General features: G+C 67.7%; 27 protein-coding genes and 1 riboswitch. Of the genes, 18 read left to right on the plus strand and 9 right to left on the minus strand.

Translation table 11 applies throughout. The features are described from left to right. Positions 1-112: 112 nt before the first annotated feature. Positions 113-1,144, plus strand: a complete 1,032-nt coding sequence (locus RXV79_RS10030) for a sensor domain-containing diguanylate cyclase (RefSeq protein WP_316703291.1) — start codon at positions 113-115, stop codon at positions 1,142-1,144. Positions 1,145-1,150: 6 nt separating this feature from the next. On the opposite strand, the gene RXV79_RS10035 is transcribed toward RXV79_RS10030, so the two are convergent. From RXV79_RS10035 to RXV79_RS10045, 3 genes are all read right to left on the minus strand, one after another. Continuing rightward, a complete protein-coding gene (locus tag RXV79_RS10035; RefSeq protein ID WP_316703292.1) occupies positions 1,151-1,618 on the minus strand; it encodes an EVE domain-containing protein in 468 nt (155 codons plus the stop codon). A gap of 245 nt (positions 1,619-1,863) precedes the next feature. Beyond that, positions 1,864-2,190: a cell division protein ZapA gene (locus RXV79_RS10040; protein WP_316704062.1), complete on the minus strand. Its 327-nt coding sequence runs from the start codon at positions 2,188-2,190 to the stop codon at positions 1,864-1,866. 5 nt (positions 2,191-2,195) lie between these two features. Beyond that, positions 2,196-2,438, minus strand: a complete 243-nt coding sequence (locus RXV79_RS10045; RefSeq protein ID WP_316703293.1) for a cell division protein ZapB — start codon at positions 2,436-2,438, stop codon at positions 2,196-2,198. A 49-nt stretch (positions 2,439-2,487) separates the two neighbouring features. Beyond that, positions 2,488-2,722, plus strand: a riboswitch (cobalamin riboswitch). 68 nt (positions 2,723-2,790) lie between these two features. On the opposite strand from RXV79_RS10045, the gene RXV79_RS10050 reads away from it, so the two are divergent. The 10 genes from RXV79_RS10050 to RXV79_RS10095 are packed head-to-tail and all read left to right on the plus strand — an operon-like array spanning position 2,791 to position 12,825. Beyond that, on the plus strand, positions 2,791-4,764 hold the full coding sequence (locus RXV79_RS10050; RefSeq protein WP_316703294.1) for a TonB-dependent receptor: 1,974 nt from the start codon (positions 2,791-2,793) through the stop codon (positions 4,762-4,764). After that, a complete protein-coding gene (locus tag RXV79_RS10055; protein WP_413816694.1) occupies positions 4,761-5,333 on the plus strand; it encodes a bifunctional adenosylcobinamide kinase/adenosylcobinamide-phosphate guanylyltransferase in 573 nt (190 codons plus the stop codon). Before RXV79_RS10050 ends, RXV79_RS10055 begins: the two co-directional genes overlap by 4 nt. Beyond that, positions 5,330-6,202, plus strand: coding sequence for an ABC transporter substrate-binding protein (locus RXV79_RS10060; protein ID WP_316703296.1), 873 nt, complete (start codon positions 5,330-5,332; stop codon positions 6,200-6,202). Before RXV79_RS10055 ends, RXV79_RS10060 begins: the two co-directional genes overlap by 4 nt. Further along, positions 6,202-7,224, plus strand: coding sequence for a FecCD family ABC transporter permease (locus tag RXV79_RS10065; protein ID WP_316703297.1), 1,023 nt, complete (start codon positions 6,202-6,204; stop codon positions 7,222-7,224). Before RXV79_RS10060 ends, RXV79_RS10065 begins: the two co-directional genes overlap by 1 nt. Then, on the plus strand, positions 7,221-7,982 hold the full coding sequence (locus RXV79_RS10070; RefSeq protein WP_316703298.1) for an ABC transporter ATP-binding protein: 762 nt from the start codon (positions 7,221-7,223) through the stop codon (positions 7,980-7,982). Before RXV79_RS10065 ends, RXV79_RS10070 begins: the two co-directional genes overlap by 4 nt. Further along, positions 7,979-8,974, plus strand: coding sequence for an adenosylcobinamide-phosphate synthase CbiB (gene cbiB, locus RXV79_RS10075; RefSeq protein ID WP_316703299.1), 996 nt, complete (start codon positions 7,979-7,981; stop codon positions 8,972-8,974). The genes RXV79_RS10070 and cbiB overlap by 4 nt, the downstream gene beginning before the upstream one ends. Positions 8,975-9,000: 26 nt before the next feature. Further along, a complete protein-coding gene (locus RXV79_RS10080; RefSeq protein ID WP_316704064.1) occupies positions 9,001-10,458 on the plus strand; it encodes a cobyric acid synthase in 1,458 nt (485 codons plus the stop codon). After that, on the plus strand, positions 10,455-11,501 hold the full coding sequence (gene cobT, locus RXV79_RS10085) for a nicotinate-nucleotide--dimethylbenzimidazole phosphoribosyltransferase (protein ID WP_316703301.1): 1,047 nt from the start codon (positions 10,455-10,457) through the stop codon (positions 11,499-11,501). Before RXV79_RS10080 ends, cobT begins: the two co-directional genes overlap by 4 nt. Beyond that, complete coding sequence (gene cobS / locus RXV79_RS10090) at positions 11,498-12,271, plus strand: adenosylcobinamide-GDP ribazoletransferase (RefSeq protein WP_316703302.1); 774 nt, start codon at positions 11,498-11,500, stop codon at positions 12,269-12,271. The genes cobT and cobS overlap by 4 nt, the downstream gene beginning before the upstream one ends. After that, positions 12,256-12,825 carry a histidine phosphatase family protein gene (locus RXV79_RS10095; protein ID WP_316703303.1) on the plus strand — a complete coding sequence of 190 codons (570 nt, stop codon included), beginning with the start codon at positions 12,256-12,258 and terminating at the stop codon, positions 12,823-12,825. The genes cobS and RXV79_RS10095 overlap by 16 nt, the downstream gene beginning before the upstream one ends. Here the strand turns inward: RXV79_RS10095 and nth are convergent. The 6 genes from nth to RXV79_RS10125 form a co-directional block, all read right to left on the minus strand. Continuing rightward, positions 12,771-13,427 (minus strand): endonuclease III, encoded by a 657-nt coding sequence (gene nth / locus RXV79_RS10100; RefSeq protein WP_316703304.1) that lies wholly within the window; start codon positions 13,425-13,427, stop codon positions 12,771-12,773. The two genes, RXV79_RS10095 and nth, sit on opposite strands and share 55 nt — an antisense overlap. A gap of 14 nt (positions 13,428-13,441) precedes the next feature. Further along, positions 13,442-13,591, minus strand: a complete 150-nt coding sequence (locus RXV79_RS10105; protein ID WP_316703305.1) for a hypothetical protein — start codon at positions 13,589-13,591, stop codon at positions 13,442-13,444. An 11-nt stretch (positions 13,592-13,602) separates the two neighbouring features. Beyond that, complete coding sequence (locus tag RXV79_RS10110) at positions 13,603-13,794, minus strand: CsbD family protein (RefSeq protein WP_296720396.1); 192 nt, start codon at positions 13,792-13,794, stop codon at positions 13,603-13,605. A gap of 158 nt (positions 13,795-13,952) precedes the next feature. Continuing rightward, a complete protein-coding gene (gene rsxB / locus RXV79_RS10115) occupies positions 13,953-14,621 on the minus strand; it encodes an electron transport complex subunit RsxB (protein ID WP_316703306.1) in 669 nt (222 codons plus the stop codon). Between the two features lie 9 nt (positions 14,622-14,630). After that, a complete protein-coding gene (locus tag RXV79_RS10120; protein ID WP_316703307.1) occupies positions 14,631-15,956 on the minus strand; it encodes a polyhydroxyalkanoate depolymerase in 1,326 nt (441 codons plus the stop codon). Positions 15,957-16,151: 195 nt separating this feature from the next. After that, positions 16,152-17,351 carry an amino acid aminotransferase gene (locus RXV79_RS10125; RefSeq protein WP_316703308.1) on the minus strand — a complete coding sequence of 400 codons (1,200 nt, stop codon included), beginning with the start codon at positions 17,349-17,351 and terminating at the stop codon, positions 16,152-16,154. 93 nt (positions 17,352-17,444) lie between these two features. Between RXV79_RS10125 and uvrB the strand changes: the two genes are divergently transcribed. From uvrB to hscA, 7 genes are all read left to right on the plus strand, one after another. Continuing rightward, entirely contained in the window at positions 17,445-19,538 is a 2,094-nt protein-coding gene (gene uvrB, locus RXV79_RS10130; RefSeq protein WP_316703309.1) for an excinuclease ABC subunit UvrB, read from the plus strand. A 218-nt stretch (positions 19,539-19,756) separates the two neighbouring features. Further along, a complete protein-coding gene (locus tag RXV79_RS10135; RefSeq protein WP_316703310.1) occupies positions 19,757-20,290 on the plus strand; it encodes a Fe-S cluster assembly transcription factor in 534 nt (177 codons plus the stop codon). A 30-nt stretch (positions 20,291-20,320) separates the two neighbouring features. After that, entirely contained in the window at positions 20,321-21,535 is a 1,215-nt protein-coding gene (locus RXV79_RS10140; RefSeq protein ID WP_316704066.1) for an IscS subfamily cysteine desulfurase, read from the plus strand. Between the two features lie 33 nt (positions 21,536-21,568). Further along, on the plus strand, positions 21,569-21,955 hold the full coding sequence (gene iscU / locus RXV79_RS10145) for a Fe-S cluster assembly scaffold IscU (RefSeq protein WP_201804206.1): 387 nt from the start codon (positions 21,569-21,571) through the stop codon (positions 21,953-21,955). Positions 21,956-21,957: 2 nt separating this feature from the next. Then, positions 21,958-22,281 carry an iron-sulfur cluster assembly protein IscA gene (gene iscA / locus RXV79_RS10150; protein WP_201812334.1) on the plus strand — a complete coding sequence of 108 codons (324 nt, stop codon included), beginning with the start codon at positions 21,958-21,960 and terminating at the stop codon, positions 22,279-22,281. 82 nt (positions 22,282-22,363) lie between these two features. After that, on the plus strand, positions 22,364-22,882 hold the full coding sequence (gene hscB, locus RXV79_RS10155) for a Fe-S protein assembly co-chaperone HscB (protein WP_316703311.1): 519 nt from the start codon (positions 22,364-22,366) through the stop codon (positions 22,880-22,882). Positions 22,883-22,886: 4 nt separating this feature from the next. Next, positions 22,887-24,743 (plus strand): Fe-S protein assembly chaperone HscA, encoded by a 1,857-nt coding sequence (gene hscA / locus RXV79_RS10160; RefSeq protein WP_316703312.1) that lies wholly within the window; start codon positions 22,887-22,889, stop codon positions 24,741-24,743. The last annotated feature ends 2 nt before the right edge of the window (positions 24,744-24,745 follow it).

Genomic DNA, 24,745 nt, shown 5'->3' on the forward strand with positions numbered 1-24,745 from the left:
CCGCTATGATCGATCAACCTAGGGGTTTTCAAGGCGCCATGCCGGGTGCGCTAATCACCGGCAGGGCACTTCTGCCGCCGATGGCGGCCTGCGGGCACCGACGAGACAAGGAATGACCGACATCCACCAGCAGGCACTGTCTGCGCGTGCCGATCAGGCGCACGCCCTGACGACTGCGCTTGGCCTCGCCCCGCAAGCCTGGGGCGTGGTGGCCATGAGCCTGCTGGACCGTGCCGAGGCGATGTTCGCCATCAAGGAAGCGGCCACCGGCCGCTACGTGCACGCGAACCCACGCATGCAGGCCCTCTTCGGCCGCAGCGCTGACGGGCTCGTCGACGAGGAATGGGTCGACCCGCAAGCCTGCGCAGCGCTGCGCACCGCCGACCAGTCGGCGATGGTCGTGACCGTCCCGCAGGTCAGCGAGCATCGGCTGGAACTCGGCGGCGTTCGCCGGGAGTTCTCGGTCACTCGGCTGGCCTTGCCCTCGGCCGATGGTGGTGCCGCCAAATACCTCTGCTGCATCTGGCAGGACCTCACGCCCCAGCGGCAGGCCGAAACGCAGCTTCAACTGGCCCTGCGCCAGCTCGAAGAGCAGCAGCAGGCCAACGAGACCCTGCGCCGCGAGATGCAGGACCACGGCCTGCGCGACAGCGTCACCGGCCTCTACCAGCGTGGCCATTTCGACGACCAACTGCGCCGCGAGGTCGACCTGTCGTCACGCGAGCACCGCGAGTTCGCGCTCGTGTCGGTGGCGCTCGATCCTCTGGGCGAGGCGGCCCGCGCCTCGGGCAGCGAGGGGCGCAAGCGTGTGCTGGAAGCGCTCGGCCGCCTCCTGCGCAGCAACACCCGTGCGATGGATGCCTCGTGCCGGCTCAGTGAAGACCGTTTTGCGGTGCTGCTGTCAGGTGTGGGCCTGGCCACCGCGCATGCACGCATGGAAGGTCTGCGCCGCCAGTGCGCCACCCAGCTCGTGATGCTGAACGGCCAGGACCTCGGTTTCACGGTCTCGATGGGCGTGGCGAGCTTTCCGCACACCGCTCATACGCAGGAAGATTTGCTGCAGGCCGCCGACACCGCCCTGTCACAGGCGCAAAAGCGCGGCGGCAACCACGTCACGCTGGCCAGCATCAGGTTTGAGGCCTGAGCGGGCTCAGCCGAGCCGCTTCAACACAGCCTTCCACTCGGCCGCCGTCACCGGCGTGATCGAAAGGCGGTTGCCCTTCTTCAGGATGATCATGTCGGCCAGTTCAGGCGCTTCGCGCAACTCGGGCAGCGACAGCAGCCGCGTCTTGCGATCGAGCGTCACGTCGACCAGCATCCAGCGAGGTTCTTCGCGCGTGGACTTCTCGTCGTAGTAGTGGCTCTTCTTGTCGAACTGGGTTTCGTCGGGGTAAGCCGTGCTCGACACGGTGGCCAGGCCCACGATGCCCGGCTCCGGGCACGACGAGTGATAGAACAGCACGCCATCACCGACCTGCATCTGGTCGCGCATGTAGTTGCGCGCCTGGTAGTTGCGCACGCCGAACCAAGGCACAGTCTGCTTCTTGGCGGCGGCGAGATCGTCAATGGAGCATTCACTCGGCTCACTCTTCATGAGCCAGTATTGTTGTTTTGCCATGCGGATGAGCCGAGGGAAAGAAAAGGTGTCCGTCGCGAGCCGTGAGCCGCATTCCTGAACCCAGGCTGGTTCAGGTGGGCGAGGTCAGCGTGGCTTCGGGTTCATCTGACGCGAGACGATCACACCTGCCAGGCGATGTTCCAAGCCCTGGCGCTTACGCGCATCGGTTCAAGGAAATATAAGACTCACGCGAACGCAACGGACAGAGCGAATTTTACGCGCCGCCTCGCCGCGACACCATCGCTTCAGAGCAATTGACCGTCGGCGCCAAGGGCTTGGTCGAGGCGCTGGATGAGTGCGTCGATGTCCACGTTGGAGGTGGGTACGCTTGACGCACCGGCAGGCGCTTGTGCTACTGCGGCGGCGGGTGCCGGGCGCTCGGCCAGTGCATAGGCGAGGTTCAACGCGGCCAGCACGGCGATGCGCTCGCGTGCCTTGACGCGGCCGGCATCGCGGATGGCGCTCATTTCACGGTCGACACTGCCCACGGCTTCGAGCAGCGACACCTCACCGCCCTCGGGGCAGCCGAGGATGTAGCTCTGCCCCATGATGGTCACTTCCATCTGCTTCATGGTGCTCATGCGCGGCCACCTTCGTTGCGGCTGTCGTTGTGGGTGTCGCCCGCAGGCGCGTCGACCGGCAGGCGGTCGAGCAGGGCGTCGATGCGGCTGCGCGCCGCGTTCAGCCGCGAGCGCAGGTTGTCGCGCTCTTGCGTGAGTTGCGCCACCTGCTGTTCCAGCAACTCATTGGTGCGCTTGAGTTCCTCGTGCCGCAGCAGCAAGCGCTCGACGCGGTCTGCAAGGTCCTGGATCTTCGACATGGGGTGCCGGAAGGTTGCGTTGCGTCATTGTAGGGCGGCCTTTCTCGCTGCTTACAATCCGCGTGTTGGTGCCCGTGCCGGTTTTCACATCGGCACAGTTAAACGGGAAGCAGAGGTCGCAACGCCCCACGGGCCGAGCACCCACCTGCGCTGCCCCCGCAACGGTAAGCGGACGAAGGCCAGCCCTTCGCTCATGTGCAAACACCACTGGTGCCTCACGGCGCTGGGAAGGTCGCATGGGATGTCCGCCAGCCCGGATACCGGCCAACAGGGGGCTCGCGGCATGCCGCGGGCCATGAGGTGCGAGCTGGCGGGGAAGCCGGCTCGCACGATGTGTCCTTGTGAGTTTTCCATGATGAGTCCCGTTCTGCGCGCTTCGGCATTGGCTGCCGCTGCGCGGTTCGCTGCGCCCGGCTTTTCCCTGTCGGTATTTGCCCTTGCCTGCGCTGCATCACATGCGCAGGCGCCAACCCTGCCGCCCGTCACCGTGACGGCCACCCGCTTCCCGGAAGACGCGAGCCGCCTGTCTTTCAGCGTCAGTGTGCTGACGGCCGAACAGATCCGCGACAGCGGCGCCGTCACCGTCAACGATGCGTTGATGAAACTCCTTGGCGTGCCGGGCCGGCTGGACTTCTATGGCGGCGGCGACTACCAGCTCGACCTGCGCGGCTTCGGCACCACCGCCGACTCGAATCAGGTGGTGATCGTCGACGGCGTGCGGCTCAGCGAGGCCGACATGGGCGGCACGCGCCTCGCGGGCATCCCGATCGACTCGGTGGAGAGCATCGAGGTGGTTCGAGGCGGTACCGCTTCGGTGCTGTATGGCGAAGGTGGCACGGCAGGGGCGATCGTCATCACCACCAAGGCCGCGAGTGGCAAGCCACGCGTGGCCGGCGGCCAGGGGTATTTGGCCCTGGGCAGCCACTCGCTGCTCGAGGGCCGCAGCTCGGCCACCGTCGTGAAGGACGGCTTCTCGCTCGACGCCGCGATCGACGCGCGCAGCACCGACGGCCACCGCCGCAATTTCCATTCGTCGAACGAAGGTCGCAGCCTGGTCGCGCAGTGGCGCAATGACTGGCTGCGCATCGGTGCGCGCCACGCGCAGGACTCGCTGGAGACGGGGCTGCCCGGTGCGCTCTCGGCGGACGAGTACGCCGCCGACCCGACGCAAGCCCAACCGAATCACGAGACCGACCGTGCCCACGTCGACAACCAGCGCAACGGCATCTTCGCCGCCGCCACATTCGGCCCGTTCCAGATTTCGCTCGACGCCGGCCAGCGCAACAAGGCGCTGGAGAGCGTGACGAGCTTCACCTACGCCTACACCATCGAGGCACGCAACCGCAGCCTGCGGGTGCACCACCACGCGCCCCTCGGCGACTTCGTCAACACGCTCATCGCCGGTGTCGACGACGACAGCTGGACGCGCGTCGTGCCAGGCGCCTTCAGCTCGACGGCCGAACAGGACTCGCGCGGCTTCTATCTGAAGGATGACATCGCCATGCCCTGGGGCACGGTACTTTCGCTCGGCCTGCGCCGGCAGAGCGCCACCAAGACCAGCACCGATGCGCCGACCGCCACCGTCGACCGCCGCTTCAATGCATGGAACGTCGGCGCGGTGCAGGCCATCGGCCAGACCACTTCGCTTTACGGCAACGTGGGCCGCAGCTTCCGCTTCCCGAACGTCGACGAGATCGGCTTCACCGCCATCGGCGCCACGCTGGAGCCGCAGACCTCGCGCGATGCCGAACTGGGCGTTCGCATGGGGTGGGCCACGGGCCGTGGTGACGTGCGCGCCTACCGCAGCGCCTTGCGCCAGGAGATCGGCTACAACCCCACGGCGCCTGGCCCGTTTGGCCCCGGGGCCAACGTCAACCTCGACCCGACGGTGCGCCAGGGCGTCGAACTCGAAGTCCGCCAGCAATTCGCCGCGGCCTGGCTCGTGTGGGCGAACGCCGCGGCGCGTGAGGCCAGGTTCACCGCCGGCCCAAATGACGGCCGCCGCATCGCGCTCGCGCCGCGCCGCACCGCGTCCATCGGCGTCGACTGGAAGCTGAGTGAGGCCCACAAGCTCGGGGCGCTGGTGAACACCGTGTCGTCACAATCGCCGAACTTCGAGAACAGCTGCACCATGCCGGCCTACACGATTGGCAACCTGCGTTATGCCTTCAGCACCGAGAAGGTTGAACTCGGGCTGGGTGTCAACAACGTGACCGACCGGAGGTACTACACGCAGGCGTACGGCTGCAACTCAAGCGGTGCGCCCACCTCCATCTACCCGGAGGCCGGCCGCAACGTGGTGCTTTCGGTGCGCGTCTCGCTCTGACCACCGTGGTCTCGTCGGTCGAACTCATCCTCGGCGGGCAGCGCAGCGGCAAGTCGCGCTGCGCCGAAGAGCGCGCGCGAGCCTGGCTCGCACAGCCAGGGCACGAAGCCGTGCTGCTGGCCACGGCGCAGGCGCACGATGCCGAGATGCGCGAGCGCATCGCCCGACACCGTGTCGACCGGGCGGCGCGTGCCCCAGGGGTGTCGACCGAGGAGGTGCCCTGCGCGCTGCCCGAGGCGTTGCGCAGGCTTGGCGCGCCGCATCGGCTGCTCGTGGTGGACTGCCTGACCCTGTGGCTCACCAACCTCCTGATGCCCATGCATGGCGCACCGCTGGACGACGGCGCTTGGGAGGCACGGCTCCAGGCGCTGTGCGATGCGCTGAGCATCGCCCCCGGCCCCGTGGTGCTCGTGTCCAACGAAATCGGCCTCGGCGTGTCGCCGCTGTCGCCCGAGGCGCGGCGCTTCGTCGATGCGCTGGGGCAGTTGCACCAGGCGGTGGCCAGAATCGCGAGCCGGGTCACGCTCATGGTGGCGGGCCTGGAAGTGAACGTGAAGGGCCCGGCATGAGGCGCCTGCTGGTGGCGTGGCTTCTGCTCGCGGGGCTGTGCGGCCCTGCGCTGGCGGCGTTGACCTTGCGAGACGATCGCGGCGTCACGCACCGCTTCGAGCGCCACCCGCAGCGCATCGTCACGCTCTTGCCCTCGTTGACGGAGACGGTGTGCGCACTCGGCGGCTGCGGGCGGCTGGTGGGGGTGGACCGCTTTTCCAACTCGCCGCCGCAGGTGCGGTTGCTGCCAAACGTGGGCGGGCTGGAAGATGCGCAGGTCGAGCGCATCGCGGCCCTCAAGCCCGACGTGGTGCTGGCCGAACCCTCGGCTCGCGTGGTGGACCGGCTCGAAGCCCTGGGCCTGGCGGTCGTGATCGTCGATGCGAAGACGCATGCCGACGTGCGGCACGCGCTCGGCATGGTGGCCGTGCTGCTCGGCACACCCGGCGAAGCCGAGCGTGCATGGGCGCGCATCCAACGCGCCATCGACGAGGCCGCCGCGCGCGTGCCGGCGAGCGTGCGCGGGCAGAAGGTGTATTTCGAGGTCGACGCCGCGCCCTATGCCGCAGGCGCCGGCTCCTTCATCGGCGAGACGCTGCAGCGGCTGCACATGGGCAACGTGGTCGACCCGTCGCTCGGCGCCTTTCCGCGCCTCAACCCGGAATTCATCGTCAAGGCGCGGCCCGACATCGTCATGGCCGCGCAGCGCAACCTCGACGAGATGCCGCGCCGCCCCGGCTGGGCCAGCCTGCCGGCCTTGCAGCAGCGGCGCAGCTGCGGCTTCGGCCTCGAGCAGTACGAGGTGCTGGTGCGCCCCGGCCCCCGCATGGGCGAGGCGGCGCTGCACCTGGCCGACTGCCTGGCCGGTCTGGCCGGAAGGGGCCGTTGATGTCGCAGGAAGAGCGCCAGTCCCGCCTGCGCCTGGCCGTGGCCCTCTGGGCGCTGAGCCTGCTCTTCGTGGCGGCGGGCCTTGCGGCGGGCAGCGAGGGCTGGTCGCCTGCGCAGACCTGGGCCCTGCTGCAAGGGCCCGACGGCGGCTTGCTGATCGGCCAGATCCGCGCACCGCGCACGCTCGGCGCCTGGCTCACCGGGGCGCTGCTCGGCCTCGGCGGGGCGGTGGCCCAGGGGCTCTTCCGCAACCCGCTGGCCGACCCCTACCTGCTCGGCTCGGCGTCGGGCGCGGTGCTCGGGGTGGTGGTGGTGCTGGCGGCGTCGATGCTGGTCGGGCATGGGGTGAGCCTGGCCACCGCCGACGTCATGGCGCGCTTCGGCCTCGTCGGTGCCGCGTTCCTCGGCGCGCTGGTCGGTGTGATGCTCACGCTGAGCCTCGCGCGTGGGGCGCAACAGACGGCGCGGCTTCTCCTGGCGGGCGTGGTGGTGGGCGTGCTGCTCGGCGCGGTGAGCGACCTCGTCACCACCGCAGCGCCCGATGCGCTGCGCGGCAAGCAGGCCTTCCTGCTCGGCTCCACCGGCTTCCTGGGCTGGGGCAGTTGCGCGGTGATGGGCGCAGGGCTGCTCATCGTGCTGCCGCTCGGCTGGCGCCTCTCGCGTGCGCTCGATGCCCTGACTCTCGGCGAAGACAGCGCCCTGAGCCTCGGCATCGCATTGCCACGTGTGCGGTTAGCGATGGTGGTGGTGCTGGCACTGGCGACCGGCCTGGCCGTGTCGCAGGCCGGCTTGATCGCGTTCGTGGGCCTGGTGTCGCCGCACCTGGTGCGCCGTTTTGCGCTCGCCACGCATGGCTACCTCCTCGTCGCCAGCGCCGCGACCGGCGGGGTGCTGCTGCTCGCAGCCGACGTGCTCGCGCGCAGCCTCACCGCGCCGCAGGAGCAGCCGGTGGGGGTGCTGACGGCGGTGCTCGGCGGTGGCTACCTGATCTGGCTGCTGCACCGGCGGAGGGTGGTGGCATGAGTGGCTTGCACGCCGAACGGCTCACCGTCCAGCTCGGCAAGGCGACGGTGTTGCACGACGTGACGCTCGCCGTGCCCAGCGGCTGGACTGCCATCGTCGGCCCCAACGGTGCCGGCAAGTCGACGCTCCTGCGCTGCCTCGCCGGCCTGCTCACGCCACGGTCGGGCGAGGTGCGCCTTGACGGGCGGCCGCTCGCCCGCCATACGCCGCGAGAGCGTGCCCAGCGCATCGCCTGGCTCGCGCAGCAGGGCGAGGCCACCGGCGAGCTGAGCTCGCGCGAGGTGGTGCAGCTCGGCCGCCTGCCGCAGCTCGGACTCTTCGCCGAGCCGGGCCCGCGCGATCACGCAATCGTGCAGCAGGCGATGGCCGACGCCGAATGCGAAGCCTGGGCCGAGCGGCGCCTGCATGAACTCTCGGGGGGCGAACGGCAGCGGGTGCTGCTGGCGCGCGCCCTCGCGGTCGATGCGCCGTTCCTCCTGCTCGACGAGCCCACCACCCACCTCGACCCGCCGCACCAGGTGGCTCTGGTGCGGCTCTTCCAGCGGCTGGCGCGCGAGCGCACGGTGGTGAGCGTGCTGCACGACCTGTCGCTTGCATTGCAGGCCGACCACCTGGTGGTGATGCAGGCCGGGCGGGTGAGGGCGGTGGGCCCCGCGGGCGACGACGAAGTGCATGCAAGGCTGCAGGAGGTGTTCGGCCACGCGCTGCGCATCGAGCGCATCGGCGAGCGTTTTGTTGCGATCCCCTACCTCGATTGACGCGCATCGGCGCGCCGCTGACGCACAATCCCGCCGCACCGACCTCGACGATGCTGCCCGCCACACCTTCTGCACCGCTGTCTGCCGCTCTCGTCCTTGCCCTCGCGCTCGTCCTCGCCTGGGCCCTTGACGCCTTCTTTGGCGAACCCCGCAACCCCCTGCATCCCATCGCCTGGCTCGGCAAGCTGCTGTGGCCGCTCGGCTGCCGGCTGCGCGTGCTGCCGCAGGCGGCGGCGTTCTGGGGTGGGGCGCTCTCGTGGATCGTGCTGGCCGGCGGTGCGGCCGGGCTGGCGTGGTGGTTGCAGAAGCAACTGCTCGGCGCGGCGTGGTGGTGGTCGATCCCGGTGCTGGCGCTGCTGCTCAAGCCGATGTTCGCCTGGCGCATGCTGCGCGACGAGGTGATCGCCTTCGAAGACAGCCTGGCGCTCGGCCTGGAGCCGGCGCGTGAGCGCCTGTCGCAACTCGTCAGCCGCGACCTGAGCGACTTCGATGAAGACACGCTGCGCGAAACCGCCATCGAGACGCTCGCCGAGAACCTCAACGATTCGGTCATCGCGCCGCTCTTCTGGTTCGCGATCTTCGGCCTGCCCGGCGCGGTGCTCTACCGCGTGGCCAACACCATGGATGCGATGTGGGGCTACCGCGGCGTGTGGGAATGGGCGGGCAAGTGGTCGGCGCGGGCCGACGACGTGCTGTCGTGGCTGCCCGCGCGCCTTACCGCGCTGAGCCTCTACCCGGCGTGGCGGGCGGCCAGCTGGCGTTCGCTCAGGCGGCAGGCCGGGCGCACCCCGTCGCCCAACGGCGGCTGGGCCATGGGCGCGATGGCGCTGCGCCTTGGCGTGCGGCTGGCCAAGCCGGGGGTCTACGTGCTCAACGAGACCGGCGCCGCGCCGTCGTCGCGCAACATGGTGCAGGCGCTGGGCTTTGCCACCATGGCCGCCTGGGCGGCGATGGTGCTCACCGTGTTGTCGTGGGTAGCGAGGGCCGTGTGAGCGCGCGAGGCCGTGCCCGCGCGGTGATGGTGCTCGGTACCACCAGCGGTGCCGGCAAGAGCTGGCTCGCCACGGCGCTGTGCCGCTGGTACGCGCGCCAGGGCCTGAAGGTGGCGCCCTTCAAGGCGCAGAACATGAGCAATAACGCGCGCGTCGTGCCGGGGCCAGACGGTGCCCTCGGCGAGATCGGCAGCGCGCAGTACTTCCAGGCGCTGGCCGCGCGGCGGGTGCCCGAGGTGCGCATGAACCCGGTGCTGCTCAAGCCCGAGCACGACACGCGCAGCCAGGTGGTGGTGATGGGCGAGGTGCGGCCCGACCTGGCTGCGGTGCCCTGGCGCGAGCGCAGCGAGGTGCTCTGGCCCTTTGCACGCGAGGCTCTCCAGTCGCTTGCGGCCGAGAACGACTTGCTCGTGATCGAAGGCGCCGGCTCGCCGGCCGAGATCAACCTGCATGCGAGCGACTTCGTCAACATGCGCACGGCGCGCGAGGTCGACGCGGCCTGCCTGCTCGTCACCGACATCGACCGCGGCGGCGCCTTCGCCCACCTCTACGGCACGCACCAGCTGCTGCCCGAGGCCGAGCGCCGCCTGCTGCGCGGCTTCGTGCTCAACCGCTTCCGTGGCGATGCCGGCCTGCTCGCCCCGGGCCCGCAGCAGTTGCAAGACCTCACCGGCGTGCCCACGCTGGCCGTGTTGCCCATGTGGCGCGGCCACGGCCTGCCGGAGGAAGACGGCGTATTCGACGACACGCCCACCGGCCCAGCCGGCGGCACTCGCATCGCCATCGTGGCCTACCCGCGGATCAGCAACCTCGACGAATTCCAGCCGCTGCGCAACCTGCCCGGCGTGCGGGTGGGCTGGGCGCGCAGCGTGGCCGATCTCGCGTCGCTCGGCGAGGGCGACTGGATCGTGCTGCCTGGCTCCAAGCACACCAGCGGAGACCTGGCGTGGCTGCGCGCCCAAGGGCTCGAGGGCCCAATTCGCGCACACGCAGCACGCGGCGGCCGGGTGCTCGGCCTCTGCGGCGGCTTGCAGATGCTGGGCGAGGCGCTCCACGACCCGCACGGCGTGGACGGCGATGCGGCCGGCCTCGGGCTGCTGCCGCTCGTGACCCGCTTCGAGCCGCGCAAGCTGCTGTCGGCCACGCCGGTGCGCTTCTCGTCGCTGCAGGGTGCCTGGCAGGCCCTGTCGGGTGTGCAGGCCGAAGGCTACGAAATCCGCCACGGTCGCACCGAAGCCGCACCGGGCGCCAGCGCGCAATCCGCACTTTTCAACCCCCGAGGCGAGGCCATCGGCTGGCAACACCGCAACGTGCTCGGCCTGTACGCTCATGGGCTCTTCGAGTCGGCCTCGGTGATGCAGGCGCTGTTCGGCGCCGGCGTGCAGCCGCTGGAGTCCGTGTTCGACGGGCTCGCCGATTTTGTCGACACCCATTTCGAGGCCGGCGCCTTGATGCGCCTGGCAGACGCGCCGCCCCGACCATGAACCTGCCCGAGATCGCCGACCTCCACGACACCGCGCTGCGCCAGCGGCTGCAGCAGCGGCTGGACCGCAAGACCAAGCCGACGGGGTCGCTGGGGCGCATCGAGTCGCTGGCGTTGCAGGTCGGGCTGATCCAGCAGACCGAGGCGCCGAAATGGCGTTCACCCCAGCTGCTCGTGTTCGCCGGTGACCATGGCCTGGCGGCGCGTGGCGTTTCGGCCTACCCGAGCGACGTGACCTGGCAGATGGTCGAGAACTTCCTCGCCGGTGGCGCGGCGGTGAGCGTGCTCGCGCGCCAGCACGGGCTCGCGCTCAGCGTGGTCGACGCGGGCGTGAACCACACCTTCGCGCCGCGCCCCGGGCTCATCGACCGCAAGATCGGCTTCGGCACCGCCGACACGCTGGTGGGGCCGGCAATGAGCGAGGCGCAGTGCGTGCAGGCCATCGAGGCCGGTCGCGAACTCGTGCGCTCGCTGCCGGGCAATGTGGTGCTGCTGGGCGAGATGGGCATCGGCAACACGTCGAGCGCGGCCTTGCTGCTGGCGCGTCTGGGCGGTGAAGACCTCGAGCGCTGCACGGGCCGGGGCACCGGGCTCGACGATGCGGGCCTCGCGCGCAAGCTCAGCGTGCTGCGCTCGGTGCTCACGCGGCACCGCGAGGCGAGCACGCCGCTGGCCGTGCTGGCGGCAATGGGCGGTTTCGAGATCGCGATGCTCGCGGGCGCGGCGCTGGAGGCGGCGGCCGAGCGGCGCACGGTGGTGGTCGACGGGTTCATCGCCGGTGCGGGCGTGCTGGCGGCAGCGCGGTTCGTGCCGCGCGTGCTGGGCTATTGCGTGCTCGCGCACCGCTCGGCCGAGCCGGGGCATGCAGCGCTCATCAAGCACCTGGGGGCCGAGCCGCTGCTGGACTTGGGGCTGCGGCTGGGCGAAGCCTCGGGCGCGGCGCTCGCGTGGCCGCTGCTCGTGAGCGCGCTCACCTTGCTCGAACAGATGGCGAGCTTCGAGTCGGCGGGTGTGTCCGACCGCCGGGACAAGCGCGCTCCATGATTCGCCACGAGCTGCGGCTCATCGGCGTGGCGTTGCAGTTCCTGACGCGCGTGCCGGTGCGGGTGGGCTTCGACCCGCTGTGGCTGAACCAGAGCGCGCGTCACTTCCCGCTGGTCGGTGCGTTCGTCGGAGCCGTCGGGGCGCTTGTGCTGTGGGCGGCGGGACTGCTCTTTCCGCCCGTCGTGGCGGTGGGGCTGTCGATGATGGCGACGGTGCTGCTCACCGGCGCCTTCCACGAAGACGGCCTGGCCGACACCTGCGATGCCCTTGGCGGCGCGGTGAGCCGCGAGCGGGCGCTCGAGATCATGAAGGACTCGCGCATCGGCACCTACGGAGCGGTCGGCCTGCTGCTGGTGCTGGGCCTGAAGGCGGCCACACTCGCAGCGCTGCCCGTGGCCGGGGCCGTGGCGGCGCTGCTGCTGGCGCACACGGTGTCGCGCACGGCTGCGGTGGCCTTGATCCGCTTCCTGTCGTATGCCGGTGACGTGTCGCTGGCCAAGGCCAAGCCGCTGGCCGAGCGCATTTCCGGTAGCGGCTTCGTCGTGGCGCTTGCCTGGTCGCTGGTGGCCGGCGCCGCGTTGGTGGTGTGGCACCCCGCGTGGTGGCCGATGGTGGTGACGGCGTGGGCTTTGGCGCTGGCTGGGGCGTGGCTCTGCGGGCGCTGGTTCATGCGCCGGCTGGGCGGCGTCACCGGCGACACACTCGGTGCCACGCAGCAACTCACCGAACTCGCCGTGCTGCTGGGGTGGCTCGCATGGTGGCCCCGCTGATCGTCTGGCGCCACCCGCAGCCGGTGGGTGCGCAGGGGCGTTGCGTGGGCCGGGTCGACCTGCCGGTGGATCGGCGCAAGGCCAAGCGCCTCGCGCATCGCATCCGCCAGCGTGTACGGCGCGAAGCGTGGGCGAGGGTGGTCGTCACCTCGCCGCTTGCGCGCAGCGCCGAAGTGGGGCGATGGCTGGCGCGCTGGGGCTTCGAGCACCGCATCGACGCGCGTCTGTGCGAACTCGATTTCGGGCGCTGGGACGGGCGGTGCTGGGCCGACGTGGGCGCTGCAGAACTCGGGGCATGGACCAACGCCTTCGCCGACCACGCGCCGGGCGGTGGTGAATCGGTGCGCGAGCTGATGGCGCGCTGCCGCTCGTTCCTCGAAGAGCTGGGCGATGCGCCGCTGTGCGCGGTGGGCCATGCCGGGTGGATCAACGCGGCACGCTGGGTGGCGGCCGGCGAGTTGCACCCGCTCAGCGCTGCCGAATGGCCGGCCGCCGTGCCTTACGCCGCCGCCGTCAGCTTCTTCAGCAATTCGGGCGGCGCCGAGTCGCAATAGCGCAGCACCTGGCACTGCTCGCACAGCGGCCGCCGCGCCTGGCAGACATAGCGGCCATGCAGGATGAGCCAGTGGTGCGCATGGTGCAGGTACTCCGGCGGCACGCGCCTGAGCAAGCCCATCTCCACTTCGAGCGGGTTCTTGCCGGGTGCGAGGCCGGTGCGGTTGCTGACGCGGAAGATGTGCGTGTCGACCGCCATCGTCGGCTCGCCGAACACCACGTTGAGCACCACGTTGGCCGTCTTGCGGCCGACGCCCGGCAGCGCTTCGAGTGCCTCGCGGTCGTGCGGCACCTGGCCCCCGTGCTGCTCGACGAGGATGCGGCTCGTCTCGACCAGGTTCTTCGCCTTGTTGCGGAAGAGGCCGATGGTCTTGATGTGCTCGCTGACACCTTCGACGCCGAGCGCGACCATCTTGGCCGGCGTGTTGGCGACAGCGAAGAGCTTGCGGGTCGCCTTGTTGACGCCGGCATCCGTGGCTTGTGCCGATAGCAAGACGGCCGCCAGCAGCTCGAAGGCGTTGGTGTATTCCAGCTCGGTGACGGGGTGGGGGTTGGCAACCTTGAGGGTGGCGAAGAAGGGCTCGATCGACGACGTCTTCATGGACGCCGATTGTCTCAGCGGGTGAGGTCGTCGAGCGGTTGGGCCTTCAGGAGTTGTGCGACAGGCTTGGGTGGGTCACCCGGTCTTGGCGTCTTCTTGGGGTCGCATGCCAGCAGGGCGCCAAGGGCGGCTGCGAGCACGATCCACCACCCGGGCCGGTTCATGGGCCATGCGCTCAATAGCGCGATTGCAGCTCGCGGATCTGCTCGCGGGCCTCGCCTTGGCGGATGGCGAAGGTGCGTTGCGTCTTGCCCGTGGCGTGTTCGCGCACCTTTTCGCCCTGGTGTTCGTCTCCGAACAGGCGGCCCCAGCCTTTGCGAGCGTGGCCCTTGGTCTTCAGCTGGCCACCGATGCGATCTCGATTCATGTCGGCTCCCGTGAGTGACGGTAGGTTGCGGGCCCGAAGCTGAACCCGTGCGCACAGCGTAGGCGCCGCTTCTCGCGGTCTAAGTCAGCCCCGTGCAACGAGACCTGTCGGAACTGGCCGCGAGTGGGCGTAGGACGACGCCGACAGGCGCCCGGCGGTCAGGGGGTGCCGTTGCGCCGGCGGGCGCGCGCCAGGGCGGCGGCGATGCGGCTTTCCTTGGTCACCGGGGCTTGGGCGTCCGGGGCAGGAGTCGCGGTCTCCTGCAGCGCCTGTGCGCGCGCCGCCAGGCGGGCGCTGCGTTCGTCGGCGTCGCGCTGCAAGCGCAGGCGATGAAAGGCGTAGCGTGTTTTCGCCTCGTCGGCGTGGGGGGCGCTCCAGGCTTGCCAGCCCGTGGCCTCGCCGGTGACGTTGACGAGCGAGATGCAGTCGACCGGGCACACCGGGATGCACAGTTCACATCCGGTGCACAGCGGGTCGATCACCGTGTGCATGCGTTTGGCGCCGCCCACGATGGCATCGACCGGGCAGGCCTTGAGGCACAGGGTGCAGCCGATGCACCAGGCTTCGTCGATGACGGCCAGCTGGCGCGGGCCTTCGGCGCCGTTGTTCGGGTTAAGGGGGAGGGCCGGGCGGCCGGTGAGCTGCGACAGCCGCGCCACACCTTCGGCGCCGCCGGGCGGGCATTGGTTGATGCCGGCCTCGCCGCGGGCGATGGCCTCGGCGTAGGACCGGCAGTCGGGGTAGCCGCAGCGCGTGCACTGCGTCTGCGGCAAAGCGTCGTTCAGTGCGTCGGCGAGGGCGACAGCGGTGTGTGTCGGTGCAGTCACCCGCTGAGCTTAAGCGGCTCGCTTGCTGCGGGCCGGTGCTGCCTTGCGTGTCGTCTTGCGCGGGGCAGCGGCGGCCTTGCGAGGCGCCGAGGCCGAGGCCTGATGCGACGCGATGAAGTCGCGCAGTTCCGGGTAGACCTTCTCGCGCCAGCGGCGGCCCGAGAAGATGCCGTAGTGGCCCGCACCTTCCACGTCGTAGTGGAACTGGCGCGACTTCGGGATGCCGGTGCACAGCTCGTGTGCAGCCCTGGTCTGGCCGGCGCCGGAGATGTCGTCGAGCTCGCCTTCGATGGTGAGCAGGGCCGTGGTGGTGATGTCTTGCGGGCGCACGAGATTGCCGCCCACGTCCCAGGTGCCGTTCACGAGTGCGAAGTCCTGGAAGATGGTTTTGATGGTGTCGAGGTAGTACTCGGCCGGCATGTCGAGCACGGCGTTGTATTCGTCGTAGAAGGCACGGTGGAACTCGGCGCTTTCATCCTCGCCGCGCATCAGGTCCATGAAGTAGTCGTAGTGACTCTTCAGGTGGCGGTCGGGGTTCATCGCGATGAAGCCGCTGTGCTGAAGGAAGCCCGGGTACACGCGCCGGCCGTTGCCCGGGTAGTTGGTGGGCACACGGTAGATCACGTTGTTCTCGAACCACTCGTAGCTCTTGTTCATCGCCAGGTTGTTGACCGCGGTGGGCGATTTGCGAGCGTCGATGGGGCCGCCCATCATGGTCATGGTGCGCGGCGTGAATTCGCCGGCGCTGGCCATCAGCGAGATCGCGGCGAGCACAGGAACGGTGGGCTGGCACACCGAGATCACGTTCACCTCGGGGCCGATGTGGCGGATGAACTCCTGCACGTAGTAGATGTAGTCGTCGAGGTGGAAGGGGCCGGCTTCGGTCGGCACCATGCGCGCGTCGGTCCAGTCGGTGATGAAGACCTTGTGGTCGATCAACAGCATCTTCACCGTCTCGCGCAGCAGCGTGGAGTGGTGACCCGACAGAGGCGCCACCACGAGCACGGTGGGTTGCTCCTTCAGCTTGGCGAGCACGGTGGGGTTGTCGGTGAAGCGCTTGAAGCGCAGCAGGCGGCAGAAAGGCTTCTCGATCGCGACCTGCTCCTGCACGGCCACGTCGACCCCGCCCACCTTGACCGACGTGATGCCGAACTCAGGCTTCTCGTACTCCTTCGAGAGCCGGTGCATCAGGTCGAGGCCGGCCGAGACACGGTGGGCCAGCGGCGTGTGCGTGAACGGCGACAGCGGGTGGCTGTACAGCTTGGCCGAGGCGCTGGCGAATTCCGAGAACGGGCTCAGCAGCGCACGGTGGGTTTCATAGAGTTGATACAGCATCGGAGTTCCTCGTGAGCGTGGATTGCACGCCAGTGCACGCTTGTGCGTCGCAGCATTCTAGGCAGCTGCCCTGAATCGTGCAGATGACAGCGGCGGGTGGAAACCCCGAAAAGGCACCAGAAGAGGGCCTAGTGTGTTTTTGTGCGTGCGTTTGCCGCACAAGGGGTGTCCCAGGCGGGACACCCTGGGCTCGGATCAGCTCACCTTGGCGATGGCGCTGACCACCGCGTCGATGTTCTTCTTGTTGAGCGCGGCCACGCAGATGCGGCCGGAGTCGACGCCATAGATGCCGAACTCGCTGCGCAGGCGCTGCATCTGATCCTTGCTGAGGCCGGAGTAGCTGAACATGCCCTTCTGCGAGGTGATGAAGCTCATGTCCTGCTTGATGCCCGCGGCCTTGAGCTTCTCGACCAGCAGCGTGCGCATCTCCTTGATGCGAACGCGCATGCCGGCGAGTTCTTCTTCCCACAGCGTGCGCAGAGCCGGGGTGTTGAGCACGGTGGCCACCACCTGTGCACCGTGCGTCGGCGGGTTGGAGTAGTTGGTGCGGATCACGATCTTGAGCTGGCTCAGCACGCGGGCCGCTTCGTCCTTGCTCTCGCAGACCACGCTCAGCGCGCCCACCCGTTCGCCGTAGAGAGAGAAGCTCTTAGAGAACGAGGTGGATACGAAGAAGTCGAGACCGGCGGCCATGAACTGCTCGATGACGGCGCCGTCTTCCTTGATGCCTTCGCCAAAGCCCTGGTAGGCCATGTCGAGGAAGGGCACGAGTTTCGCGGCCTTGACCGCATCGACGACCTGCGCCCATTGCGCGGGCGTGATGTCGTAGCCGGTCGGGTTGTGGCAGCAGGCGTGCAGCACGACGACGGTGCCTGCCGGCGCGGCCTTCAGGCCGGCGAGCATGGCGTCGAAGTTGACGCCTTTCTTGGCGGCGTCGTAGTAAGGATAGGTGTCGACCGTGAAACCGGCGTTGGTGAAGAGCGCTCGGTGGTTTTCCCAACTGGGGTCGCTGATCAGCACCTTGGCGTTGGGATTCAGGCGCTTGAGGAAGTCGGCGCCGATCTTCAGGCCGCCGGTGCCGCCGATGCCCTGCACGGTAGCGACACGACCTTCCTTCACGGCGGCACTGTCGGCACCGAAGACGAGGCCTTGCACGGCCTTGTCATACGCCGCGATGCCGTCGATGGGCAGGTAGCCGCGCGCTGTGGGCGCCTCCATCATCTGCTTCTCGGCCTGGGCCACGCACTTGAGCAGCGGGAGCTTGCCGTTCTCGTCGAAGTACACGCCGACGCCGAGGTTCACCTTGTTCGGGTTGGTGTCGGCGTTGAACTGCTCGTTCAGGCCCAGGATGGGGTCGCGGGGGGCCATTTCAACGGCGGCAAACAACGAGGTCATGGGACAGTCCTTGTCAGTAGAGCGGGGGAATGATTTGGGCTAACCTGAACGATTGCCCTGCGTGCGCGGGGAAACCCGGAGATTTTATCTGCCATGGCCGAGATGTCTGAAGTGATCGAGCAGCCCGCGGCGGGCGAGTTCGTGAGCTTTCCCGATTCGCCGTTCCAGTTGTTCCAGCCGTACCCGCCGGCCGGGGATCAGCCCGCGGCGATCCAGCAACTGGTGGAGGGCGTGCGAGATGGTCTGAGCTTCCAGACGCTGCTGGGGGTGACCGGCTCCGGCAAGACCTTCACCATGGCCAACGTGATCGCCCGGCTCGGCCGCCCGGCGATCGTGTTCGCGCCCAACAAGACGCTGGCCGCGCAGCTGTACAGCGAGTTCCGCGAGTTCTTTCCGAAGAATGCGGTCGAGTACTTCGTCAGCTACTACGACTACTACCAGCCCGAGGCCTACGTGCCTCAGCGCGATCTCTTCATCGAGAAAGACAGCTCGATCAACGAGCACATCGAGCAGATGCGTCTCTCCGCGACGAAGAGTCTGCTGGAGCGGCGCGACGTGGTGATCGTGGCCACCGTCTCGGCGATCTACGGCATCGGCAATCCGAACGACTACCACCGCATGGTGATGACGCTCAGAAAGGGCGACAAGATGGGGCAGCGCGACGTGATCGCACAGCTCATCCGCATGCAGTACACACGCAACGAGCAGGATTTCTCGCGCGGCACGTTCCGCGTGCGTGGCGACACCATCGATGTGTTCCCGGCCGAGCATTCGGAGCTGGCGGTGCGCATCGAGCTCTTCGACGACGAGGTCGAGACGCTGCAGCTCTTCGACCCGCTCACCGGGCGTATCAAGCAGAAGATCGTGCGTTTCACGGTCTATCCGTCAAGCCACTACGTGACGCCGCGCGACCGCGTGCTGGCCGCCATCGACACCATCAAGCAGGAGTTGCGCGAGCGGCTCGACGAGTTGGTGAAAGCCGGCAAGCTCGTCGAAGCACAACGGCTGGAGCAGCGCACGCGCTTCGACCTTGAGATGTTGCAGGAGATCGGCCACTGCAAGGGCATCGAGAACTACACGCGGCATCTGTCGGGTTCGGCGCCCGGCGAGCCGCCGTCGACGCTCGTGGACTACCTGCCGAAGGATGCGCTGATGTTCCTCGACGAGTCGCACGTGCTGATCGGCCAGCTGGGCGGCATGTACAACGGCGACCGCGCGCGCAAGACGACGCTCGTCGAATACGGGTTCCGCCTGCCGAGCGCACTCGACAACCGGCCGCTGAAGTTCGAGGAGTTCGAGAAGAAGATGCGCCAGGTGATGTTCATCTCGGCGACACCCGCAGACTTCGAGAAGAAGAACTCAGGGCAGGTGGTCGAGCAGCTGGTGCGCCCCACCGGCCTCATCGACCCGGTGGTGGAAGTGCGCCCCGCCACGCGCCAGGTCGACGACGTGCTGCAGGAGATCCGCGAGCGCGTGAAGGTCAACGAGCGGGTGCTCATCACCACGCTGACCAAGCGCATGGCCGAGCAGCTCACCGACTACCTCAGCGACAACGGCGTGAAGGTGCGCTACCTGCACAGCGACATCGACACGGTGGAGCGCGTCGAGATCCTGCGCGACCTGCGCCTGGGCACCTTTGATGTACTGGTGGGCATCAACCTGCTGCGCGAGGGCCTGGACATTCCCGAGGTGTCCCTCGTGGCCATCCTCGATGCCGACAAGGAGGGCTTCCTGCGCTCGGAACGCTCGCTGATCCAGACCATCGGCCGCGCGGCGCGCAACCTGCACGGCAAGGCCATCCTCTACGCCGACAAGGTCACCGACTCGATGAAGCTTGCGCTGACCGAGACGGAGCGGCGGCGTGCCAAGCAAATGGCGCACAACCAGGCCGAAGGCATCACGCCGCGCAGCATCCAAAAGCAGGTGCGCGACCTGATTGATGGCGTCTATAGCGAAAAAACCAAGGATGCCCAAAGGGTCTTGGAGGCTGCGGCGGTCGAGGCCTTGTCCGAGAAAGACCTCGCAAAACGCATCAAACAGCTGGAAAAACAGATGCTCGAACACGCCCGCAACCTCGAATTCGAGAAGGCGGCGCGGGTGCGAGATCAGCTTGCGACCTTAAGAGAGCAAGCATTTGGGGCTGCGGGGACCGACAATGTGTCACCCGAACCGGCCGGGTCGAAGTAAGTGTCAGGGTGGAAAGGCAGGCCAATGAGCCTGCTCACCGAGGGGGAACTTCCTTAGCCAATGCCGACCGAATCAGTGGGTTTCATATATACTTGAGTAAACCTGTCGGATTAATCCGCGGGTTAACCCGCCCCATGAGGGCGGTGCTTGCGAGCGTGAAGCCACCATTGATCGCTTTCATTGACTAATCGTGCTGTCACCGGCACCAGGAGGATTTCATGCGACTGACCACCAAAGGCCGTTTTGCCGTTACCGCCATGATCGACCTCGCCCTGCGCGAGAACACCGGCCCCGTTGCGCTGGCTGCCATCAGCGCTCGCCAGCAGATTTCTCTGTCCTACCTCGAGCAACTGTTCGGCAAGCTGCGCCGCCATGAGCTGGTCGAGAGCACCCGTGGCCCCGGCGGCGGCTATTCGCTCGGCCGCAAGTCCGACGAGATCACCGTGGCCGACATCATCGTCGCCGTCGACGAGCCCATCGATGCCACCGGTTGCGGCGGCAAGGAAAACTGCATGGGCGATGACGCCGGCCGCTGCATGACGCACGACCTGTGGTCCAGCCTCAACGCCAAGATGATCGAGTACCTCGATTCCATCTCGCTGCGCAAGCTCGTGGAAGAGCAACTCGCCAAGGGCGTCTCGATCGAAGAGCACCCCGTCAAGCGCGCCATCTCCACGCAACCCGTGGTCAAGCCGATCAAGATCACCGCCCCGAATTCGGTCTTCGCGCTCGGCGGCGCCATGAGCAAATAAACGAACCGTCTCTCGCCTTTCGTCATGGACATGACCCAGCATTTCCCGATCTACATGGACTACGGCGCCACCACGCCGTGTGACCAGCGCGTGGTGGACGCGATGATTCCGTGGTTGCGCGAACATTTCGGCAACCCGGCATCGCGCAGCCATGCGTGGGGTTGGGAAGCCGAGGCTGCCGTGGAAAAGGCCCGCGAACAGGTGGCGGCGCTGATCGGTGCCGACCCCCGCGAGATCATCTGGACCTCGGGCGCCACCGAGTCCAACAACCTGGCCTTGAAGGGTGCCGCACAGTTCTACAAGACGCGCGGCAAGCACCTCATCACCGTCAAGACCGAGCACAAGGCGGTGCTCGACACCATGCGCGAGCTGGAGCGCCAGGGCTTCGAGGTGACCTACCTCGACGTGCAGGAAGACGGCTTGCTGGATCTGGACAAGCTCAAGGCCGCGATGCGCGCCGACACCATCCTCGTGTCGGTGATGTACGTGAACAACGAGATCGGCGTCATTCAAGACGTCGCCGCGATCGGCACGATGTGCCGTGAGCGCGGGATCATCTTCCACGTCGATGCGGCGCAGGCCACCGGCAAGGTCGAGATCGACCTCGCCAAGCTGCCCATCGACCTGATGAGCCTCGCCTCGCACAAGACCTATGGCCCCAAGGGCATTGGCGCGCTCTACGTGCGCCGCAAGCCCCGAGTGCGTATCGAGGCGCAGATGCACGGCGGTGGCCATGAGCGCGGCATGCGTTCGGGCACGCTGCCCACGCACCAGATCGTCGGCATGGGTGAAGCCTTCCGCATCGCCCGTGAAGAGATGGGCGTCGAGAGCGAGCGCATCCGCATGCTGCATGACCGGCTGATGAAGGGGCTCTCCGGCATCGAGCAGACCTTCCTCAACGGCCACCCGACGCAGCGTGTGCCGCACAACCTGAACATGTCGTTCAACTTCGTCGAGGGCGAGTCCTTGATCATGGGCATCAAGGGCATCGCGGTGTCGTCGGGCTCCGCCTGCACCTCGGCTAGCCTGGAGCCGAGCTACGTGCTACGTGCGCTCGGCCGCAGCGATGAACTCGCGCACTCGTCGCTGCGCATGACCATCGGTCGCTTCACGACCGTCGACGAAATCGACTACGTGATCAACACACTGAAGGACCGCGTGGCCAAGTTGCGCGAGTTGTCGCCGCTGTGGGAGATGCACAAGGACGGCATCGACCTGAGCACCATCCAATGGGCCGCTCACTGACCACCGGCGCACGAAGGATTCTGGAGTACTGACATGGCATACAGCGAAAAGGTCGTAGACCACTATGAGAACCCGCGCAACGTGGGTTCGTTCGAAAAGGGCGATGACAGCGTGGGCACCGGCATGGTCGGCGCGCCGGCCTGCGGCGACGTGATGAAGCTGCAGATCAAGGTGAACCCGGCAACGGGCCTGATCGAAGACGCGAAGTTCAAGACCTACGGATGCGGCTCGGCCATCGCCTCGAGTTCGCTCGTCACCGAATGGGTGAAGGGCAAGTCGCTCGACGAAGCGCTGACCATCAAGAACACGCACATCGCGGAAGAGCTGGCGCTGCCGCCGGTGAAGATCCACTGCTCGATCCTGGCTGAAGACGCGATCAAGGCAGCGGTGAACGACTACAAGGCGAAGAAGGCGCATTGATGATGGCGGTCACGCTGACGGAAGCGGCGGCACGCCATGTGACGCGCTATCTCACCAAACGCGGCAAGGGCGTCGGTGTGCGCCTCGGCGTCAAGACCACCGGCTGCTCGGGCTTGGCCTACAAGCTCGAATACGCCGATGACGTGGCACCGGAAGACATCGTCTTCGAAGGCCACGGCGTGAAGGTGCTGATCGATCCCAAGAGCCTGCCCTACCTCGACGGAACGGAGCTCGACTTCGTGCGCGAGGGACTCAACGAAGGCTTCAAGTTCCACAACCCGCGCGAGAAGGATCGCTGCGGTTGTGGCGAGTCGTTCCGGGTCTGAGCCCCGGTGGTGTGCAACGGGCGCGGCATGTGTCGCGCCCTTGTTTTGTCTGGTTCCTTTTCATTCGTGAATCGAGCGTGCCGTGAAGCTGGACGATGATGACTTCGCCCTGTTCGGCTTGCCGCGGCGCTACAAGCAGGAGCGCACCACGCTCGATGCACGTTGGCGTGAACTCCAGGCCCAGGTGCACCCCGACAAGTTCGCCGCCGAAGGCGCAGCGTCCAAGCGCGTGGCCATGCAGTGGGCCGTGCGCGTGAACGAGGCCTACCAGCGCCTTAAAGACCCGATCAAGCGCGCCGCCTACCTGTGCGAGCTGCACGGCGTGCCGGTGCACAGCGAGAGCAACACCTCGATGCCCTCGGGCTTTCTGATGCAGCAGATGGCCTGGCGCGAAGCTCTCGAAGAGGCCACGCTGCTGAGCGACGTGGAAGCGCTGGCCGACGAGGTCAACACCCATCGTCGCGAGGCGCTCGAGCAGCTTGCCAGCACCTGTGACGAGCAAGGTGATTTCAGCGCAGCCGCCGAGCAGGTCAGAGCCCTCATGTTCGTCGAGCGCTTTGCCGACGACATCGATCAGCGCCTGGAAGCGCTGGGACAATAACGACATGACCTTGCTTCAGATTTCAGAGCCGGGCGAAAGCCCGGACCCGCACCAGCGGCGCATCGCGGTCGGCATAGACCTCGGCACCACGCATTCGCTGGTGGCTGCCGTGCGGCACGGCGTGGCTGAGTGCCTGCCGGATGCGCAGGGTCGTGTGATCCTGCCGTCGGTCGTGCGCTATGTCGACAAGACCCGCCGCCAGATCGGCCACGAGGCGCAGGCCGAAGCCGCGGTCGACCCATCGAACACCATCGTCTCGGTCAAGCGCTTCATGGGCCGCGGCCTCGCCGACATCGCGCAGCGCGAGAAGCTGCCCTATGACTTCGTCGATGCGCCGGGCATGGTGCAGCTCAACACCGTTGCGGGCGTGAAGTCGCCGGTGGAAGTCTCGGCCGAGATCCTCGCCACGCTGCGCCAGCGCGCGGAAGACAGCTTCGACGACGAGATCTTCGGTGCGGTGATCACGGTGCCTGCGTACTTTGACGACGCACAACGCCAGGCCACGAAGGACGCAGCGCAACTCGCTGGCCTCAACGTGCTGCGCCTCATCAACGAGCCGACCGCCGCCGCGATCGCCTACGGGCTCGAGAACGGCAGCGAAGGGCTCTACGCCGTGTACGACCTGGGCGGTGGCACCTTCGATGTCTCGCTGCTGCGCCTGAGCCAGGGAGTGTTCGAGGTGGTGGCGACGGGTGGCGACTCCGCCCTCGGCGGTGACGACTTCGACCGCCTGCTCGCCGACTGGGCGCTCACGAAGAGCGGACTGCGCGCGACCACGCCGCAAGACAAGCGCGCCGTGATGGTCGCGGCCCGCGCCGCCAAGGAAAAGCTTTCCAGCACCGACCACGCCACGCTGGCCTGCCCGCTTTCCGAGGGCGAGTTGTCGGTGCGCGTGACGCGAGACGAATTCCACCAGCTCAGTGCGGAACTGGTCGGCCGGACCATGGGCGCCTTGCGCAAGGTGCTGCGCGACGCCAAAGCGGCCAAGGACGAGGTGCAGGGCGTCGTGATGGTCGGCGGCTCGACGCGCATGCCGCAGGTGCAGGCGGCCGTCGCCGAGTTTTTCGGCAAGGCCCCGCTGACGAACCTCAACCCCGATGAAGTGGTCGCACTCGGTGCTGCGATCCAGGCGAACGCATTGGCCGGCAACACTGGCGCCGACGAGCTGCTGCTGCTCGACGTGATCCCGCTCTCGCTGGGCCTGGAGACGATGGGCGGGCTGGTCGAGCGCATCATCCCGCGCAACAGCACCATTCCCACCGCCCGCGCGCAAGACTTCACCACCTTCAAGGACGGCCAGACCGCGATGGCCATCCACGTGGTGCAAGGTGAACGTGAGCTGGTGAGCGACTGCCGCTCGCTTGCACGCTTCGAGCTGCGCGGCATTCCGCCAATGGTGGCTGGTGCGGCGCGCATCCGTGTGAGCTTCCAGGTCGACGCCGATGGCCTCCTGGCCGTCAGCGCGCGTGAAGAAGGCTCGGGCGTGCAAGCCTCGATCAACGTCAAGCCCAGCTACGGCCTGACCGACGACGAAGTGGCGCGCATGCTGACCGAGAGCTTCACCACCGCCGAATCCGACATGAAGGCGCGCAGCCTGCGTGAATCGCGCGTCGAGGCCGAGCGCATGCTGCTGGCCACCGCCTCGGCGCTGCAAGCCGATGGCGACCTGCTCAGTGCTGAAAGCCGCGCCGAGATCGACGCGCTCATGCAGGCGCTCGACCAAACCCGTCAAGGCGACAACCACGCCGCCATCGACACCGCCGTGGAAGCACTCGCCAAAGGCACCGAAGCCTTCGCGGCCGAGCGCATGAACCGCGGCATCCGCCAGGCCCTTGCAGGCCGCAAGGTGGAAGAAGTCTGACC

This window comes from Piscinibacter gummiphilus (assembly GCF_032681285.1).
GTDB classification, from domain to species: Bacteria; Pseudomonadota; Gammaproteobacteria; order Burkholderiales; family Burkholderiaceae_C; genus Rhizobacter; species Rhizobacter gummiphilus_A.